Consider the following 17415-nt stretch of genomic DNA (forward strand, 5'->3'; position numbering starts at 1 on the left):
ATCTGACTAGGGTAGGGCTATCTTACAAGTCAGGTAGCGTTAGTTCTTAAAAGAATGTACCGGGGCGGGGATGCGCCCGCCCCGGGCAGCAAACTTTTCGGAAGAAAACGGGGATACCTCCATAATCGGTGCCCAACCCAGTAGGCCTCCAAAATTAGCTTGGTCGCCTACCCCTTTACCTGGCACCGGAATCACCCGCACCGCAGTAGTTTTTCCGTTAGCCACCCCGATTGCGGCCTCATCAGCAATTAATCCGGTAATCGTGGCGGCAGGAGTGTCTCCCGGAATCGCAATCATATCCAAGCCCACTGAACAAATAGCGGTCATAGCTTCCAGTTTTGCCAGACTTAAGGAACCGCGCTGCACCGCTTGGATCATATTCGCATCCTCAGAGACCGGAATAAACGAACCGGAAAGCCCGCCTACCAGAGAACAAGCCATCAGTCCGCCTTTTTTAACTGCGTCGTTTAGCAGCGCCAAAGCGGCAGTGGTGCCGGGGGCACCTACTGCCTCTACCCCCAGTTCTTCTAAGATTGCGGCCACCGAATCTCCTACTGCCGGGGTGGGAGCCAGGGATAAATCTACAATCCCAAAATTTACCCCTAAGCGTTTAGCCACGGTCTGTCCCACCAGCTGTCCCATGCGAGTGATCTTGAAAGCTGATTTTTTAATTGCTTCTGCACATTCTTCAAAAGGACGCCCCCGTACTCCCTCAAGCGCCCTCTCGATTACTCCCGGACCAGAAATCCCCACTGACACCACCGCATCCGGTTGACTCACCCCATGGAAGGCGCCCGCCATAAAGGGATTATCGCCTACGGCATTGGCAAACACCACCAGTTTTGCCGCCCCGATTCCATCTTGATCCGCGGTTTCCTGCGCGGCGGCAAGTACCTGCCCACCCATTTTGGCGGTCGCGCTCATATTGATACCGGTGCGGGTGGAACCGATATTCACCGAGGAACATACGATATCGGTAGTGGCTAACGCCTCGGGTATGGAATCGATTAACGCTAAATCACTGCGGGTGGCGCCAGCTTGCACCAACGCGGAGTAGCCGCCTACGAAATCAACCCCTACGGCTTTGCCTGCCCGATCTAATACTTGGGCAAAGGGGAGAGGATCAGCGGTGCGACAAGCCGCTGCTACCAGGGAAATCGGGGTTACCGAGAGGCGCTTATTGATAATCGGCACCCCGAACTCGCCCGCGACTTCCTCGGCAGTGTCCACCAGGCGGGAGGCGGCGCTTAAAATCCGTTCTTCAATCCGCGCACATGCCCGCTCGATATCGGCATCGGCGCAGTCTAGTAGCGACAGACCCAAGGTGACGGTGCGTACGTCGAGATTGTCCTCGGCAATCATCTGTATGGTTTCCAGGATTTCTCCGGTGGTATCCAGCCCCATTGTTCTCCCTCGTGGTTACGGTGCTTTACCTAGGTCAGCGGCAAGCCGATTTAGAGTTTATGCATGGCGTTGAACAACGCCTCGGCCTGCACTTTAATAACCAGCCCTTCGGCTTCCTCTACTGGCTTCATAGCTGCTTGCACCTGCGCTAACCCGATCTGTTCCTCATCGAATTCCAACTGCATAATCATCGTAAAATATTCATCCATCAACGTCTGAGACACATTGATGATATTCACTTGATTTTGAGCGAGCGCCTGCGAAACTGCCGCGATAATCCCAGTGTGGTCGATACCGGTAACCGTCATAATTGCTTTCACGTGCTTCAGCTTACGTTCTTCTACGGCTTTTTTGTGATTCCTCGCCCCCGGTTTCTTCACTTCGGCACTCTTTGGTAATAATGGCAGAGTGACCTCCACATTGATTTTTTCGACCCTCGTCCAGGCGGTAGTGCTATTTGTAGCCACCAACATTGACCACTTGGCGTTACTAACTTTGTGGTTTGTGCACGGCCAGAATCGCCCCGGAACTACCGCGCGTATATGCGCCGGTCAATATGTAGGTTTCGGGGTAATCCTGGTGATCACCCTGGTGCTCAGTACGATTTCTGGTTTCGTGATCCCTCAGGAGTACCTGCGGCTTTTGGGGTTGATACCGCTGGCCCTGGGGGTAAAAGCCGGGATCGGCGAAATCCGGGAGCGGGTTGGGGCTAGGGACTGCGAGGACGAGGACGAGGCAGAGGCACAACTAAAAGGGAAAAAGGTCAGTGTGGGCGCAGTTGCGTTGGTTACTATGGCTAATGGAGGCGATGAAGTAGCCGCCTATCTACCAGTTTTTGCCCTCTCCACCTGGTGGCAAATTGCCCTGTTTTGCGCCGTATTTTTAGTGCTTGCAGGGGTGCTCTTGGCGTTGGCGCGCATTATTACCGGACGCCTGCATCTAGCAGAAGTCCTAGAACGCTTCGAAGCGATTATTTTTCCCAGTGTACTTATCCTGCTAGGAGTGCTAATCCTCGCCGATTTTCTCTAGGCGCATGTAGCTTTTTTTCGAAGGGGCTGCGTATACGGGTGGTAGTCGCTAAAAGTTTCGATCGCTGATAGCGCGGAAGTAGATTTTTCCTCCTGCCCAAGAATTTGGAAAACGTAGCGTCGTTTTCCAAATTCTTATGCCCACCGCGCCCGCTCGGATAAAATCTCCTCCCGCACTCTCACAGTTGCTTTTACTGAACCAGGGTAGTGGCTATTATCTTCGCCGATTGGCTTTAGGTGTGGCGGCGCAGGCGGGGGAATGCTGGCTTATAAAGCGGTAAAACCATCAGGCGACTAAACTGGCAGAAAAGCGCGTGCAGAAGGATGGGTGAGCTTATGGGGAAGAAACATGTGAAAACTAACGCCATGCGCGCCCTCGAAAATGCGGGTATTGCAGCGCAAATGACGCAGGTTTCTTCCAAGGGGGAGTTTTTGGATGCGCTCACGATTGCGCAGGCTTTGGGGGTGGATCCGAATCTGGTATTCAAAACTCTAGTTTTAGAGGGCGGCCCCGGGGAACATTTCGTGGCGGTAGTACCCGCTACGCATGAGTTGGATTTGAAAGCTGCGGCCAGGTGCTTTGGGGTAAAGCATCTGACAATGTTGCCCCTAAAACAGTTAACTCCGCTCACTGGCTACCTGAAAGGAGCGTGTTCGCCCTTGGGGATGAAGAAAGATTTCCCGACGGTGATTGACGAATCCGCTTTTGAGCAAGAAATGATTTACGTATCCGCGGGTAAACGCGGTTATCAGATTCTGGTGGCGGCAGCAGATTTACAGAGGGTGATTAGCGCAAAGCGAGGGGAGATTTTGCGCCCCCTAAATCATGGCACTCGAACGCCCTAACGGCATTGTTGCGTGGTTTTTATCTTCCGAAAAATCGAGGTAAAGTTTCGGGTATACGAAACTTATCTAAGGGATACCCGAAAAACGGCTAAGGGAAAGTATAAGTCTAGCTAGATGAAGTAGTTTCCCCGATGCAGAAAGGTGAAGCTGCGCAAATGGAACAATTAACCCCAGATTCTCAGAACGCTCCCGATGGCAAGGCGGCGGCGAAGAAAGGGCTGTTGCCGCTACTAGGCCCGGCTTTCGTGGCGGCTGTTGCCTATGTCGATCCCGGGAATGTGGCCGCTAATATCACTGCAGGCGCCCGCTACGGTTACCTGTTGGTGTGGGTATTGGTACTGGCCAACCTGATGGCAGTAGTTATCCAATATCAAAGCGCCAAATTGGGGTTAGTTACCGGAAAATCCCTACCAGAAATCTTGGGGGATAGACTGCCGAAAGCGAAACGCATCGCGTTTTGGATCCAAGCGGAAATCATTGCGGCTGCCACCGACCTCGCCGAAATAGTTGGGGGCGCGATCGCCCTGCAACTACTCTTTGGGCTGCCACTTTTAGCAGGAGGCAGCATAGTTGGTTGCGTATCTTTGGCGCTGCTGATTTTTCAGAATGAACGTCGGCAAAGACAGTTTGAAAGCATTGTGATTGGCCTGCTGGTAATCATTACCGTGGGTTTCCTATCCGGGCTAGTAATTAGCCCGCCCGATCCCGTGGGGGTGCTGGGGGGATTACTGCCGCGCTTTGCCGGTACCGATACCGTGCTAATCGCGGCCTCCATGCTGGGGGCAACCGTCATGCCGCACGCGATTTACCTACATTCTTCGCTGGTAAATCACCGGTTTCCGGAGCGGGGTTCCCATGATGTTCCTCACCTGTTACGGGTCTCCAAACATGACGTGGTCTATGCGCTAGTAGTTGCGGGCGCAGTCAATGTTGCGTTATTGCTGTTGGCGGCTTCGGCGCTATCTGGAAAGAGCGGGACTGACACTATCGAGGGAGCGCACGCCGCCATCCAAAGCGCCCTTGGCAACGGAATCGGAGTAATTTTTGCGATTGGCCTGTTAGCCTCCGGTTTAGCCTCTACTTCGGTAGGTGCCTATGCGGGTTCGGAAATCATGGGAGGGCTACTCCATATTCGGGTACCACTATTTACCCGGCGCCTAGTCACCTTGATTCCAGCATTATTGATTTTGTGGCTTTACCCCAACCCCACCTGGGCGTTAGTTATTTCCCAGGTGGCATTATCCTTCGGGATCCCCTTGGCACTAGTGCCGCTGGCGGCCTATACCCGCAAACGCGAACTAATGGGTAGCTACACCGATGGACGCGGAATGCGTTGGATTATGGGCGTCATCGCGGGCTTGATTATTGCCCTGAACCTGCTGCTAGTAGTCCTTACTTTCATGGGAGTAGATGTCTAGACACCAGCATCCCCAACCCGCGCAGCTGGTTGCAAGCTAGCTGCGTCCTCGAGATAGGCTTTGTTACCTGCAGGCTTTGGGTATTAACCCCGGATTTTTAGCTCAGAAATAGGGAAACGCCCTCGAGAACAATATTGCTCTCGAGGGCACATCCGGGCAAAGCCCCTAAAGGCTGAGATTAGCCGATTTTAGTCCCGTTTGGGGCGCAGCCAGAGGGCGCCCAAGGGCGGTACCCGCAGCTCTACCGAGTAGGGGCGACCATTCCATTCCATGGCTTCGGCGCTCACCTGCCCCAAATTGGTGACTCCCGAGCCGCCATACTTGGCATCATCGGTGTTGAGAATCTCTTCCCACTCCCCACCGTCAGGTAAACCTACCCGGTAGCCTTCATGGGGATTACCGGCAAAGTTGCAGATACAAACCATCTTGTGTTCTTCACCGTGATCATCGCGGTACTTGCGTACATAAGAAATCACGTTGTGTTCAGCATCGTTAGACTCAATCCACTCGAACCCGGTGTGGTCGTCATCCCACAGTGCCGGTTCGGTGGTGTAGATGTGGTTCATATCGCGTACCGCAGACTGTACTCCCTGGTTACGCTCATCATCTAGTAAGAACCAGTCCAGGGAACGATTAGCATCCCATTCGGCACCTTGCGCGAATTCGCCCCCCATAAACAGGAGCTGCTTGCCCGGATGTGACCATTGATAGGCGTAGAGGCAACGCACTCCTGCCAGTTGCCGCCAGTAGTCACCTGGTTGCTTGGCCAGAATCGAGCCCTTGCCGTAGACGACCTCGTCATGGGAGAGGGGTAAAATATAGTGTTCCGAGAACGCATACACCAGGGAGAAAGTAAGTTCGCCATGATGCCAAGAGCGGTTGACCGGGTCTTCGCGCAGGTAACGCAAAGTATCGTTCATCCAACCCATATTCCACTTCAAGCCGAAGCCCAGACCCCCGGTATCGGTGGGAGCAGTAACCCCCGGCCAAGCCGTGGATTCTTCGGCAATCATGCAGATACCGGGATGTAGCCGGTAGCAGGTGGCATTGGCTTCCTGCAAGAAAGAAATCGCTTCCAGGTTTTCGCGACCGCCGTATTGGTTAGGATGCCACTGGCCTTCCTCACGGGAATAATCCAGGTACAGCATGGAGGCGACGGCATCGACTCGCAAACCATCGATATGGAACTCTTCCAACCAGTAAAGGGCATTAGCCACCAGGAAGTTACGCACCTCGTTCCGCCCGAAGTTGAAGATCAAAGTACCCCAATCGGGCTGTTCCCCGCGGGTGGGATCCGGGTGTTCATAGAGTTTGGTGCCGTCAAAATCGGCGAGCGCAAACTGGTCTTTGGGGAAATGACCGGGAACCCAGTCTAGGATTACCCCGATACCAGCCTGGTGTAGTTTATCTACCAGGTAGCGGAAATCATCGGGAGTGCCATAGCGGGAAGAGGGGGCATAGTAGCCGGTCTGCTGGTATCCCCAGGAACCATAGAAGGGATGCTCGGAAACCGGCATCATTTCTACATGGGTAAAGCCCATATCTTTCACATAAGAGACCAGGTCTTCTGCCAAATCCCGGTAATGGGTGTCATAAGACCAAGACCCGATATGCATCTCATAGACCGACATAGGGGAGGTGTGGGGATTAGTTTTTTCCCGCTTCTCCATCCATTCGCTATCTTCCCACTGGTGATGTTTATCAGTAACTACCGAGGCGGTCAACGGGGGAATCTCGCAGGCGCGCGCCATCGGGTCCGCTTTTTGTCGCCAGTTGCCGTCCGGTCCTAAAATCTCGAACTTGTACCGGGCTCCGATTTCCACGTTAGGAATAAACAATTCCCAAACCCCGGAGGAACCCAGGGAACGCATCGAGGAAGTTTCCCCTTCCCAATAGTTAAAGTCGCCAACCACCCGCACAGCTTGGGCGTTGGGCGCCCACACTGCGAAGGAGGCACCTTTGGTTTGCCCCATTTCGGTCTCGTAGGTGCGCAGGTGGGCTCCCAGCACCTCCCACAGTTTCTCGTGGCGTCCCTCGGCGATCAGGTAAAGGTCGAACTCGCCCACCGTAGGCAGGTAACGGTAGCCGTCATCTAGCTCTGTGGTTTCTTCACCGTAGGTGGTGCGCACCCGGTAATCAGGGATTTCGGTGCCGTTTAGGACTGTCACCCAAATGCCATCTTGTTCGTGGGTTGCCGGGAAAGTACCCTTGGGGGTCACAATCTCGACCGCATCTGCCAAGTGGGCAACGGTACGGATAGTTACGGAGTCCTCTCCAACGTGGGTGCCGAGCACCGAATGGGGGTCAAAATAACGCCCATGGGCAACGTTAGCAAGAACATCTGGATCTACTGCTACAGGTTTTGAACTCATGCATCTAGCGTGTCACGAATCGCGGAATAATTCTGTGGAATAGCGCCCCGATTTCCAGAATTTTTCCGACCCGAGTTCCAACAGCGTGCATAGCTCGCGGGACTGCTACGCGTACAGGGGCGGATTTTGCCTCGCGCCCCGAAATCCGGAATTTTTCCGACCCCCGGAGTTTCAAGAGGGTGCGCGATTTAAAGCTACGCGCGGGGAATAGCGTCCGCGTACAGGGGCGGATTTTGCCTCGCGCCCCGAAATCCGGAAAATGCTCTGGCATTTTCACGGATTTAAGGCCCGAAGCCTACCCCTCGGCATAAATCCGCCCCTGCACGCTAAGTGCGTGCCTCTCGGGTATCTCGTACCGACCGTATTATTGGCGCGGGGGATTAGTTTTATCCGAGCAGGCTAGGCGGGCGTAAAACTCGAAAAATGCCCTTGGGGCTTTTTCGAGTTTTTGGGCAGGAGGAAAAACTAATCCTCCGCGCTTTACCCGGAGTGCTTTTACCGAGACAGCCTCGGGATAGGGAAACAGATGAATCTATCCCTCGCGCGCGACGGAAGGGATCTCGTTTACACGGTGGTAATTAGCCGGTGGGGTTACCAATCAAGGCTGAAGTATTGCACCTCTTGGAACTCCCTCATCCCTTCGCGGGCGCCCTCGCGGCCAATACCGGATTGCTTTACCCCACCAAAGGGGGCGGCGGGATCAGAAACCAGACCGCGGTTTACCCCAATCATCCCGGCTTCGATTCTTTCTGCTAGGTGTAACGCCCAGTTCAGGTCGCCGTAAACGTAGGAGGCCAGCCCCATTTCGGTGCCGTTTACCATCTTGAGCAGTTCGTCCTCGCTAGAGTATTCCTTAATGGGGGCGAGGGGGCCGAAGATTTCGTTTTGTAGGAGGGGAGAGTCGGCGCGTGGCACGTCGATAACTGTGGGTGCCACGAAATATCCGGTCAAATCGTTGGGGAGGGGTGCTTGAGCCAGGACTTTTGCTCCTTGGTCTAGGGCGGACGAAAGTAGCTCGTTGATTCCCCGCATCGCTTTTTCGTTAACTACCGTGCCGATTTCGGTTTCTGGATCTAGTCCCGCGCCCACTTTCAGAGCCGTTACTCGTTGGCAAAGTTTTTGCGTAAACTCTTCTTTAATGTCTTTGTGCAGGTAAATGCGGTTAGCGGCGGTGCAGGCTTGACCGCCGTTTCGGAACTTGGCAACCATCAGCCCTTCGATAGCGGCGTCTACATCGGCGGTGGCTCCCACTACGAAGGCGGCGTTACCTCCTAGTTCCATGGCGGTATTTACTACCCGAGGAGCGGCGAGCCCCAGCAGGGAGCGACCAACTGGGGTAGAGCCGGTGAAAGATACTAGCCGCACCCGGGGATCGGCTAGCCAAGTATTGGAAATTTCGGCAGAGTGACGGGAGGGTACTAGGTTTACTACCCCCTCTGGTACGCCTGCCTCTTTTAGGATGCGCATGATAGCGAGGGCGGTTAAGGGAGTTTCGGAGGCCGGTTTTAGCACTACCGCATTTCCGGCAGCGAGGGCGGGCGCGATTTTTCGGGTAGCCATAGCTGCCGGGAAATTCCAGGGGGTAATCAGCGCGCATACCCCGACCGGGCGGGCGGTAACCAGGGTGCGTGAGCCTCCTGCAGGCGGGATCGCAAAATCGCCATCGGAGCGGACTGCTTCTTCGGAGAACCAACGGAAGAATTCGGCGGCGTAGGAGGCTTCGCCCAGAGAATCCGTATAGGCTTTGCCATTTTCCCAGCTCATTAAGCTAGCGAGTTCCTGGGTGGATGCCATCATCAGTTCCCAGGCGCGGCGCAATATCTCGCCGCGTTCACGTGGGGAGCGCGCTGCCCACCCGGGTTGGGCGCTGACTGCAGCATCGAGAGCCTCACTGGCGTCAGCAGCGGTGCCAGAACTCACTTCGGTAATCGTGCTGGTAGTGGCGGGGTCTATTACCGGGAAAGTTTCCCCGCTCGCGGCTGGTCTGCCGGAGTTATTAATCCAAATAGGTTTTGCCGGTTCCAAGTCTGCAACATACTGCGTTAGTTCTGCGCTATCCATAACCTCTTATTCTCTTTTCGTTTTAAATACCGCTTTTTCTGCGTCTTTGCGTTCAGTTTATAGCGTTACCGTCAGCGGTGACGGAAAAGCATCTCCCCCGAGCGTCTGATCCGCTCGGGGGAGAAAAGTGTCACCTCAACGGGTAGATTATCTGCCTAGATGCCGATCACGGGTAGAGACCGCGCCGTTTGTGAGCTTGCAAGACGCGCTCCACCGCCAATACGGTAGCTGCGACCCGCAAGGTTACGCCCTTTTCTTCGGCGTACGCCTCTACATCTTTCCAGGCAGCGGTAATCCGCTCTTCCTCTTCCTTTTGTACCCGCTCTAGCGGCCAGAAGAAGTTGTCGCGTCCTTGTACCCATTCGTAGTAGGACACGATTACGCCACCGGAGTTCGCCAGGATGTCGGGAACCACCATGACGCCCTTTTCGTTCAGGATCTTGTCCGCGGCAGAATCGGTGGGGCCATTGGCGCCCTCCACAATGATCTTGGCTTTGACATCGGGTGCATTGTCCTTGGTGAGCACCCCTTCAATTGCGGCCGGTACCACTACGTCTACGTCCAGCAGTAGCAGCTTTTCGGCTTCTAGAGGTTCTGCGCCGGGGAAGCCCACGACCTTGCCCTTTTCGTCAACATATTCGCCTAGCGCCCTGGTGTCGATACCGTCGGCGTTGTAGATGGCGCCGAAAATATCGGAGATGGCGACTACTTTGCCGCCGCGGCGCTGCGCGATTTCGGCTGCTCCGCGCCCTACTTTGCCGAAGCCTTGGACTGCCAGAGACGCCTCTTCAAACTTGATGCCCTTTTTCTTCAGAGCGGCTTCTACCATGATTACTACGCCCAGGGAGGTGGCTTCCGCGCGTCCGAGCGATCCGCCGAGAGAAACCGGTTTACCAGTACAAATCCCGGGGACGGTATAGCCTTGGAACTGCGAATAGGTGTCCATGATCCAGGCCATGGTCTGTTCGTTAGTTCCCACGTCCGGGGCGGGCACATCCTTTTCCGGGCCGATAATCGGCAGAATCTCGGAAATGTAGCGGCGAGTTACCCGCTCTAGCTCTGCTTGCGAATACTTGCTGGGGTCAATAGTCACCCCGCCTTTAGCTCCGCCGTAGGGCAGATTCACTAGGGCGCATTTCCAGGTCATCCACATAGACAGGGCGCGGACTTCGTCAATATCGACGTGTTCGTTGTAGCGGATGCCGCCTTTGGCCGGTCCGCGTGTCAAGTTGTGTTGTACCCGGTAGCCGTGCAGTACCTCATGGGTGCCGTCATCGCGACGAATCGGAATGGAAACGCTCATTTCGCGGCGCGGTGAAGCGAGCATATCGTAGTCGCCTTCGGAAAAACCCAAGATTTTTTGGGCTTCCCGCAGCTGATTCTTCGCGTCCTCATAGGGATTCGGTTTGTAATCCTCGGACATATATTTTGATCTCCTTTAAGGTTTTAAAATAGGGTCTGACCTGAGATTTTTCCTGGGTAACAGGAAACGCTAGCGGATTTTATCTGCCGGCTCAGGTGGTCAGCGCCCCATCTACCTCCGTTTTTGAGCGGTGGTGACTTCAGTCTATATAGGACGTAAGTCAGGGGTAAATATGCAATATGCATAAAATCTGGAACTAGGATGTGCATAATGTATATATGATTACTGTGCAGGCGCTGCTCGGGCGACCGCAGCTACATATTCAATCCCTGTGGTGTCCCAATCCCTTGGCGAAGCTACGCTGGGTGGCGACCTCGGAACAGATAAATCCCGCTACTTTCTTAGAGGGAAACGAACTGCTGCTGACCACTTCCGCGGGGAATCCGGAGGGTGAAGGAGGCTGGCTAGAGTATACCCAGCGCCTGTTGGTCGGGGGTATTACTACCCTGGGATTCGGTTTAGGGTTCAGCCACGATACCGTTCCTCCGCTATTGGTGCAGGCAGCCCGAAAAACCGGTCTTAACCTAATAGAGGTTGCCGCCGATCAATCTTTTGTGGCGCTTTCTCAAGAGGTGGCGCGGATGATCGAGGTCGAAGCTACCTCGGGAAAATATAAGCTCACGGCTTTGCAGCAGCGCCTGATTCAGGCATCTGCGCAGCCGCGCAGTGTCTACATGATTACCGGGGAGCTAGCGCGGGGAATCGGCGCCCTAGTAATGGTCAGGGATACGGCGGGCAGGACAATAACGCAGACAATAGCCCCTACGGTAACTGTTGATTTAGAGGACTTAGCGGCAGACTCTTGGGAAAGATTTTCCGCCAATATGGCGCAGCTTTCCTTTGAAACCGAGGAAGGCTACTGTCTTTTCACTGCTATTAACGCTCTTGGGCAGGAAACCGCCTGGTTGCAAGCCTGTTGGACTACCTTTCCCCAGCCGTGGCAGCAGCAGGCGCTTTCCCAGGCGGGGCTGTTAATCGCTTCGGCCTTAGCTAACTCCCGGTTTGTTTCCTCCTATCATGGGCGCTTGTTGCAACGGGCTTTTGAACTGTTACTTTCTGGGGAGCTGGGGGCGGCGCAGATTCTAACCGAGATGGCGTTTCCTCTCTCTCGCGCCTTAAGCGGGCGGTATGTGCCGGTAGTAGTTACGGGGGAAGAGGGGGATTTGCGGGTCTTGACTGCTCGGGTGGAGCGGGCAGTGACAAAAAGTATGCCTCCACCGCTGTGGCGTTTTCACGCCGAAAATCTGGAGATGGCGATTCCGGTAGCGGCGTTGCCGCTGACTTTGTCGAACTTTTCCCGGAAAGAGTTTTCTGCTTTGCGAGCAGGCGTGGGGCAGGAGTACCCGATCTCTCGTTTTAGTTCGGGTCTCTCTGGGGCGCGGCAGGCGCTGCGGCACACCGGAAATAGTCAGCAGGTAGCCCGCTGGGAAGAGATTTCTCGTTCCGGGCTAATGCAGGTGATAGGTAGGGAAACCGCGGCTGCTTTTTCTCAACAGTTTCTGCGACCCCTGCGGGGAGAGACAGACCTGCTGGAACTGCTGGAACAATATGTTGCCACTAAAGGTAACCGGCAGCAGATGGCCAATACCCTGGGGCTGCACCGCAATACGGTGGCGAAGCGGCTAGAAAAACTGCAAAGCAAACTCGGGATTAACCTGGCAGAAGCCGGTGCCCAAGCCTCCGCCTGGGTAGCCCTCCAAGGACGCGAGCCCTAACGGTCTTGGCGCAGTTTGCGCGCCGTGAGCAGTCCGGCACCGGCGAGTGCCAGAATCGCGGAGATCAAAGCCAAGGTGGCTCCGTTCGCGCCGGTCACCCGCAAGGAAGAGGGCGCCGGACCAGCCGCAGAACTAGACCCCGCAGAAGAACCACCTGTTATATAGGCACCGGCAGGGGCTTCGGTAGCTCCGCCGTTTTGGCCAGCTGACGGCTGCGTAGTGCTTCCACCGTTGTCACCCGGTTGGGGTTCAGCGGTGGGGTCAGTCGGCTCGCTAGTCGGATTATCAGTAGGCTCCGTAGTCGGAGGTTGTTCCGGATCCGCCGGGTTAACGAGCGGACTCGTCGCGTTTTGTGACCACTTACCGTCCGTCTTATTAAAGGACAGCGTTTGCGGTTCTGCTAGTTTCATACCTTTGGCAGTCGTTAGCTGCTCTAGCCGGTACTGCAAGGTTACGTCATCAACCTGCACCTTATAGGCACCGACAGCGCCGTTTAGGTCAGTGGGTACCCTGAAGGAGGTGGGGCCACTGACAAAATCCGTGACCGTAAAGGCAACCGCGGTATTGGGCTTCCCATCTTTGCCCAGGGGAGTGATCTGGAAAGAAGTCCCGGCTACTGCCTGACCTTTAGAATCAACCACTTTCCAAGTGAGTTCTCCGCCAATTGGTTGCGTAGGGTTATCAGTGGGCTCCGTGGTCGGCTCCGTTCCGGGCGTAGTCGGCTCGGTACTGGGATCCGTGGTGGGATCGGTAGTCGACTCGGTAGCTTTCTTAGCATTGCTAATCACCAGCGCCCCATCAGTGAGGTCAACCCTGGTGCCATCTGGCGAAACCTGAACTTTTCCATCCTCATAGCTGATGGTGTAGGTCTTGGTGTCTTTTTCGTAGCCTTCCGGTGCTTCGGTCTGCTGCAACTTATAGGTCTTAGCTTGATTCAAAGTGGCCTGGAAAGAAGCATCTGCCGCATTTTCAGAGATACTGACCTTTTCGCTGCCATTAGTTAGGGAGAAGCTGCCGCCAGATAAAGGCTTCTTCGAATCTTTATCTACCAGTTTCCAAGTGAACTGGGCGGTCCTCATCACCGGGGTGTTTTCAAACTTGAGGCCGCTTCCTTCTACGTTTTGGAGGTAGCGTCCGTCAGCTTGCTTCGTGAAAGTTACCACCTGGGCGCCCGTCTTAGGCGCAAAATCAGGGCTGGTGGTTAGCTGTTCCACCTGGTACTTACGGGAACCATCCGGGACTACTACCCGGTACTGCCCCTCGCCCTTGTTCAAATCAAGACTGACCGCCGTGGTGGCATCAGATACGGTGAAAGCTTTCTCCGCATCCAAGGTCGTGCCATCGGCCTTAAAAGGAGTAATCTTAAAGGAAGTTCCTGGCACATACTGGGTAGCATCCGCGGAAGAAACTACTTCCCAACGAATCTCTGCCGGGGTGGGCAGCTTGACGTTCTTAATGACCAGACCGGTATCCGGCAAGTCTTTCCCGCCAATCTGCGACCGGTAGCTGGCACCATCGGCAACAAAAGTGAGCTGATAGCTGGCGGTATCGGCTTTGTAACCACTGGGAGCAGCAGTTTCAGTCAAAGTATAGGTCTTCTTGGGATCAAGATTCGAAGCACTGTAAGTCCCCGGATTAGCCGCATCTTGCGAGGTAACCGTGAGCGGAGTTTCCCCACCGCTCACGGTAAAGACTGCCCCATTGAGGCTCTTGCCGGCAGTGTCGGTTAGTTTCCAAGCAAAAGAAGTAGTGGCCGGAGGTTTCGGTAATGCCACATTAGTGAAGGTAACTTCGCTGGTTTCTTTACCGGCAACCACCGCGGCCCAAATGCCGTTGGCATTATCTTTCTCTTTGAAACTAATTTCGTAGGAGGTGACGTCACCCAGCTCGTAGCCTTCGGGGGCGGCAGTTTGGGTGAGGGTACACCCTCCCTTGGTGGGATCTAAAGAAACGCTATAACTGCCCGAGGCAGTACCCGCAGCGGGAACTGCTACCTCCTCAGAGCCACAAACCAGTTTGAAGCTGCCGCCGGGTAGTAGGTTCTTATCTGCATCCTGCAGTTTCCAGTTGAAGGCTACCGGCTGGGGAGGCAGCGGGGTCTTGGTATTGGTAATAACAAACGCTTCACCGCTGATTGCCTGGTCGTCCACTTTTGCCTGGTATTCCTGAGAAATCTTTTCAAAAGTAACGGTATGGGTTCTTTGCTGCGGCAAGTCGTAGCCCGAGGGAGCAGCAGTTTGAGTAAGTACATAGCTCTTTGCCGGATTCAAGTCGCTGACAGTGAAAGTGCCGGAGGAAGAATCTGGGACGCTAACCGCCGCGCCGCCTTTTTCAGTCAAAGTGAATTGCCCGCCACTTAATGCCTGGCCTTTGGAATCTCGCAGCTGCCAGGTGAAAGACACTTTTTCGGGCTGGGGTTCTGGGGGAGTGACCGTGTCTTCACACTTAGTTACCGCTTTCACCACGGTGTTGGCGCTGATTTTTGTCTGAGCTATCTCTTCCTCTGAGGTCTGGGCATCATTTAGCTCCCAATAATCCACCGCGCAGGTTTTACCAGTAACCGTAGGGAGAGTTACCGCCGGTAGCGCCCCGATTACCGTATTCGGGGGCAGGTAGCGAGTAGTGGTGTAAGCCGGGGGGAGGGTACCGCCCGCGCCAGCTACCTGGTACTTTAAGGAATAACCCTGCGCCCACAGCAATCCGTCTTGGGTGTAAATCTGCCCGTTAACTGGGAAGATAAAAGCATCCTCCGCGTCCTTGTCCCCGTGATAGGCGAACAAGCTGGGGGTTACCTTTGATTGCAGGTAGTAGTTCCCGGTCTTAGGTACCGACAGCGCCAGATTATTGTAAAGGGTACTGGTGAGCGCAGAAGAATGCACAGTTTCGCCCTCGGGGGTAACCAGCGAGAAAGGCACAGACTGTTTATCCTGGGTGAGTTTGTCTACCGCAGTGGTCAAACCCAGGGTTTGCGGATTTCCGGAGCCATCAGCAAAACGCAGATTAAGTACCTGCCCCTTGCCGGTGGTGGTATCAAGGGGCATATTCTGCCCCTTAGCTAGAGGAAAGCCGCTGCGGACAGCAGAACCGTCCGTCCTCGGCGTGCCGACCGGGGAAGTTGCCTGGATCTTAGCGCCCGCGTCCAAGTTAGCGGTCACCGAGCTGCCCCCGCCGCTGCTCTTGAAACCAAGACCTACGCCCGAGCTGGCTTGCCCGCCAATCAAATCCAGATTGGGGCTGCCTGAAAGCGTAATTTGAGCAGGAACTTTTGTCTGGAAACCAGAACCAATCGCCGCCCCTAAACCGTAAGCTAGCTTTTTTGCACCCGACTGCGCCACCGGCTGCACCACTGCCTGCACCTTGGGAGACCCAGAAATCGTAACCTTGAAGGGGTCAGAAACGTAAGAATCGATCCACCCCGCGCTACCAATCACTGCGCCCCGGCGAACGCCGTACACTTTGGCGGTGACTGCAGCATGGTCAGTGATGCTGACCTGGCCGGAACGGTTAGCGGCAGAGCCAATAGCCCCGTTAAGCGGCTGTTCGACTTCAGCGGAATCCTTCGCAGTCTCCGCATTTACCTTTGCTTTTCCTGCAATAATCACCTGGTTTTGATCTGCCCCGCGCACCGCGTCTTCATCTAGGCGGGAGTTACCGGCAAATTCGGCTTGTCCAGGCAGACCGCCCGCCCCAATCGCGGGGGATTCGCGTACTACCCCCAGGGCGTTTACCTGGGCATTATCCGAGATGGTGACCTTAGAAGTTCCGGAGGCGTAGCCACCACCAATCGCGGCGCCGCGCCCATTAGAATAGGCGGTTACCTGCGCCGATCCGGAGATTTTCACGTCTAGATTGGCGCTATCGGGACCGGACCCGATAGCAGCGATATCCCCGGTCTTATCGAGGGTGGAATCAGCAGTCCCCACCGTGACTTTGCCGCCACTGATTGCTACTTCACAGCCGGGAGCCAAAGGCAAGCTGTGATTAGCGAAGTCTTGGTTCCAGTTGCCCACCCCGCGGCAACCGATGTTGATCGCGCTATTGCCGGTGTCAGAGGCATCCGGGCTGACCTGGACGGTGCCACCGGAGATATTTACCCGCGCATAAGGTTGAGTGAAAGTAGCGGTGACCTGACCTGCGGAATCTTGTAGCGGGGTAGTGAAGCTGCCCGCCCCCAAGGCGGTATGGTTGCCGTGAGCATTGATTTGTCCGCCGCTGACGTTAATGTTTACCGCCGCGTTTTTCTGCGCCCAATCAGCCCCGGCCGAATCTGGGAGCTGCACCGCGCCGCGACCACTGCCAATGAAAGCGCCGCCATAGGTGCCGCTCCCAACCTTTGACAGGTTAATGGTTCCGCCCTTGACATTAATAGTGCCCCCGGCGCTCCAAGGGGTTTCGTCGTAGTTGTTGAGCCAGCTGGGATTAGTTTCCGGGTTGACCTCGTAAAAAGCGCCACCCGAGCCAATCATGGCTGCGCTTTGGGAAGATCCTTGGAGGTTCAAAGACCCGCCCGCAATGTTGATAGTGCCAAAAGCTGAAAAATGCTGGGTACCGATTAGAGCTGCTTGAGAGCGGGGAGATTTCGGGTTAGACAGATTCAAGGTTCCGGAGCCGCTTTGTCCGATATTCAGGGTAGTGTCTGCCTTTACCTGCACTAATGGCAATGGAACAGTGTAATCTTTAGAAGCGTTTTCCGAGGAGGCATCCTGGCGGGTGAAGTTGTTTTCCCCGGTAAAAGCGAGGCGGTTATTTCCGTTATTGTCGCCAACGGTCACCATCGCTAGTTCCGGGTGAACAGAGTTGTCAATGTTCAGGTTATTCAGCGTTAGGGTGTGACCTTCGGTAATGAGAAAAGATAGTCCTTTGAAGGTTTTGCTGGTCGCGCCAGTGACAGTCACGTTCTTGCCCACCCTCAGGGTGCGTCCCGCGGCATCTTCGGGCAAATCCGAATCACTGAGGTTAATATCTTCGGTGATGACGGTGCCGATTTCGTTCCAGGATTTGATGACCTTGCCATTGGTAGCATTAGCGGCACCGACCGCTAAAGCCGGCCCGATCAGGGCAATCATGTATCCGATTAAGGAGAGAGTGAGGACGAGTGCCGTAGGGCGCTTTGCGAAGGGATTGCGCATGAATACTCCTGCTGATTTC

10 protein-coding genes are annotated in these 17415 nt (G+C 55.0%); 4 read left to right on the forward strand and 6 right to left on the reverse strand.

Translation table 11 applies throughout. The features are described 5' to 3' along the window. Positions 1 to 39: 39 nt before the first annotated feature. Together BQ5456_RS08245 and BQ5456_RS08250 are read right to left on the reverse strand one after the other, a co-directional pair. Positions 40 to 1404, reverse strand: a complete 1365-nt coding sequence (locus BQ5456_RS08245) for a PFL family protein (protein ID WP_071129547.1) — start codon at positions 1402 to 1404, stop codon at positions 40 to 42. 50 nt (positions 1405 to 1454) lie between these two features. Continuing rightward, positions 1455 to 1784, reverse strand: a complete 330-nt coding sequence (locus BQ5456_RS08250; RefSeq protein WP_235858562.1) for an ACT domain-containing protein — start codon at positions 1782 to 1784, stop codon at positions 1455 to 1457. A gap of 28 nt (positions 1785 to 1812) precedes the next feature. Here BQ5456_RS08250 and BQ5456_RS08255 point away from each other — a divergent pair, with 28 nt between their 5' ends. From BQ5456_RS08255 to BQ5456_RS08265, 3 genes are all read left to right on the forward strand, one after another. Continuing rightward, on the forward strand, positions 1813 to 2433 hold the full coding sequence (locus tag BQ5456_RS08255; protein WP_071129548.1) for a cadmium resistance transporter: 621 nt from the start codon (positions 1813 to 1815) through the stop codon (positions 2431 to 2433). Positions 2434 to 2768: 335 nt separating this feature from the next. Further along, the gene (ybaK, locus tag BQ5456_RS08260) at positions 2769 to 3278 is read left to right on the forward strand and encodes a Cys-tRNA(Pro) deacylase (RefSeq protein ID WP_071129549.1); all 510 of its coding nucleotides are present in this window, start codon (positions 2769 to 2771) and stop codon (positions 3276 to 3278) included. Between the two features lie 155 nt (positions 3279 to 3433). Further along, positions 3434 to 4696 (forward strand): Nramp family divalent metal transporter, encoded by a 1263-nt coding sequence (locus BQ5456_RS08265; protein ID WP_143037066.1) that lies wholly within the window; start codon positions 3434 to 3436, stop codon positions 4694 to 4696. Positions 4697 to 4884: 188 nt separating this feature from the next. On the opposite strand, the gene glgB is transcribed toward BQ5456_RS08265, so the two are convergent. The 3 genes from glgB to BQ5456_RS08280 form a co-directional block, all read right to left on the reverse strand. Continuing rightward, complete coding sequence (gene glgB, locus BQ5456_RS08270) at positions 4885 to 7068, reverse strand: 1,4-alpha-glucan branching protein GlgB (protein ID WP_071129551.1); 2184 nt, start codon at positions 7066 to 7068, stop codon at positions 4885 to 4887. Between the two features lie 591 nt (positions 7069 to 7659). Further along, positions 7660 to 9129 (reverse strand): NAD-dependent succinate-semialdehyde dehydrogenase, encoded by a 1470-nt coding sequence (locus tag BQ5456_RS08275; RefSeq protein WP_071129552.1) that lies wholly within the window; start codon positions 9127 to 9129, stop codon positions 7660 to 7662. Between the two features lie 166 nt (positions 9130 to 9295). Next, positions 9296 to 10552, reverse strand: a complete 1257-nt coding sequence (locus BQ5456_RS08280; protein WP_071129553.1) for a Glu/Leu/Phe/Val family dehydrogenase — start codon at positions 10550 to 10552, stop codon at positions 9296 to 9298. Between the two features lie 218 nt (positions 10553 to 10770). Here BQ5456_RS08280 and BQ5456_RS08285 point away from each other — a divergent pair, with 218 nt between their 5' ends. Beyond that, entirely contained in the window at positions 10771 to 12267 is a 1497-nt protein-coding gene (locus BQ5456_RS08285; RefSeq protein WP_071129554.1) for a helix-turn-helix domain-containing protein, read from the forward strand. On the opposite strand, the gene BQ5456_RS08290 is transcribed toward BQ5456_RS08285, so the two are convergent. Next, positions 12264 to 17396: a SpaA isopeptide-forming pilin-related protein gene (locus BQ5456_RS08290; RefSeq protein WP_071129555.1), complete on the reverse strand. Its 5133-nt coding sequence runs from the start codon at positions 17394 to 17396 to the stop codon at positions 12264 to 12266. The two genes, BQ5456_RS08285 and BQ5456_RS08290, sit on opposite strands and share 4 nt — an antisense overlap. Positions 17397 to 17415 lie beyond the last annotated feature (19 nt).

Source organism: Varibaculum massiliense (genome assembly GCF_900106855.1).
Classification (GTDB): domain Bacteria; phylum Actinomycetota; class Actinomycetes; order Actinomycetales; family Actinomycetaceae; genus Varibaculum; species Varibaculum massiliense.

Excerpts from the sequence above, each read along its gene's own strand:
- BQ5456_RS08265 (WP_143037066.1), top strand. The coding sequence starts at position 3,434 with ATGGAACAATTAACCCCAGATTCTCAGAACGCTCCCGATGGCAAGGCG.
- BQ5456_RS08290 (WP_071129555.1), bottom strand. The coding sequence starts at position 17,396 with ATGCGCAATCCCTTCGCAAAGCGCCCTACGGCACTCGTCCTCACTCTC.
- glgB (WP_071129551.1), bottom strand. The coding sequence starts at position 7,068 with ATGAGTTCAAAACCTGTAGCAGTAGATCCAGATGTTCTTGCTAACGTT.
- BQ5456_RS08275 (WP_071129552.1), bottom strand. The coding sequence starts at position 9,129 with ATGGATAGCGCAGAACTAACGCAGTATGTTGCAGACTTGGAACCGGCA.
- BQ5456_RS08285 (WP_071129554.1), top strand. The coding sequence starts at position 10,771 with ATGATTACTGTGCAGGCGCTGCTCGGGCGACCGCAGCTACATATTCAA.
- BQ5456_RS08245 (WP_071129547.1), bottom strand. The coding sequence starts at position 1,404 with ATGGGGCTGGATACCACCGGAGAAATCCTGGAAACCATACAGATGATT.
- BQ5456_RS08280 (WP_071129553.1), bottom strand. The coding sequence starts at position 10,552 with ATGTCCGAGGATTACAAACCGAATCCCTATGAGGACGCGAAGAATCAG.
- ybaK (WP_071129549.1), top strand. The coding sequence starts at position 2,769 with ATGGGGAAGAAACATGTGAAAACTAACGCCATGCGCGCCCTCGAAAAT.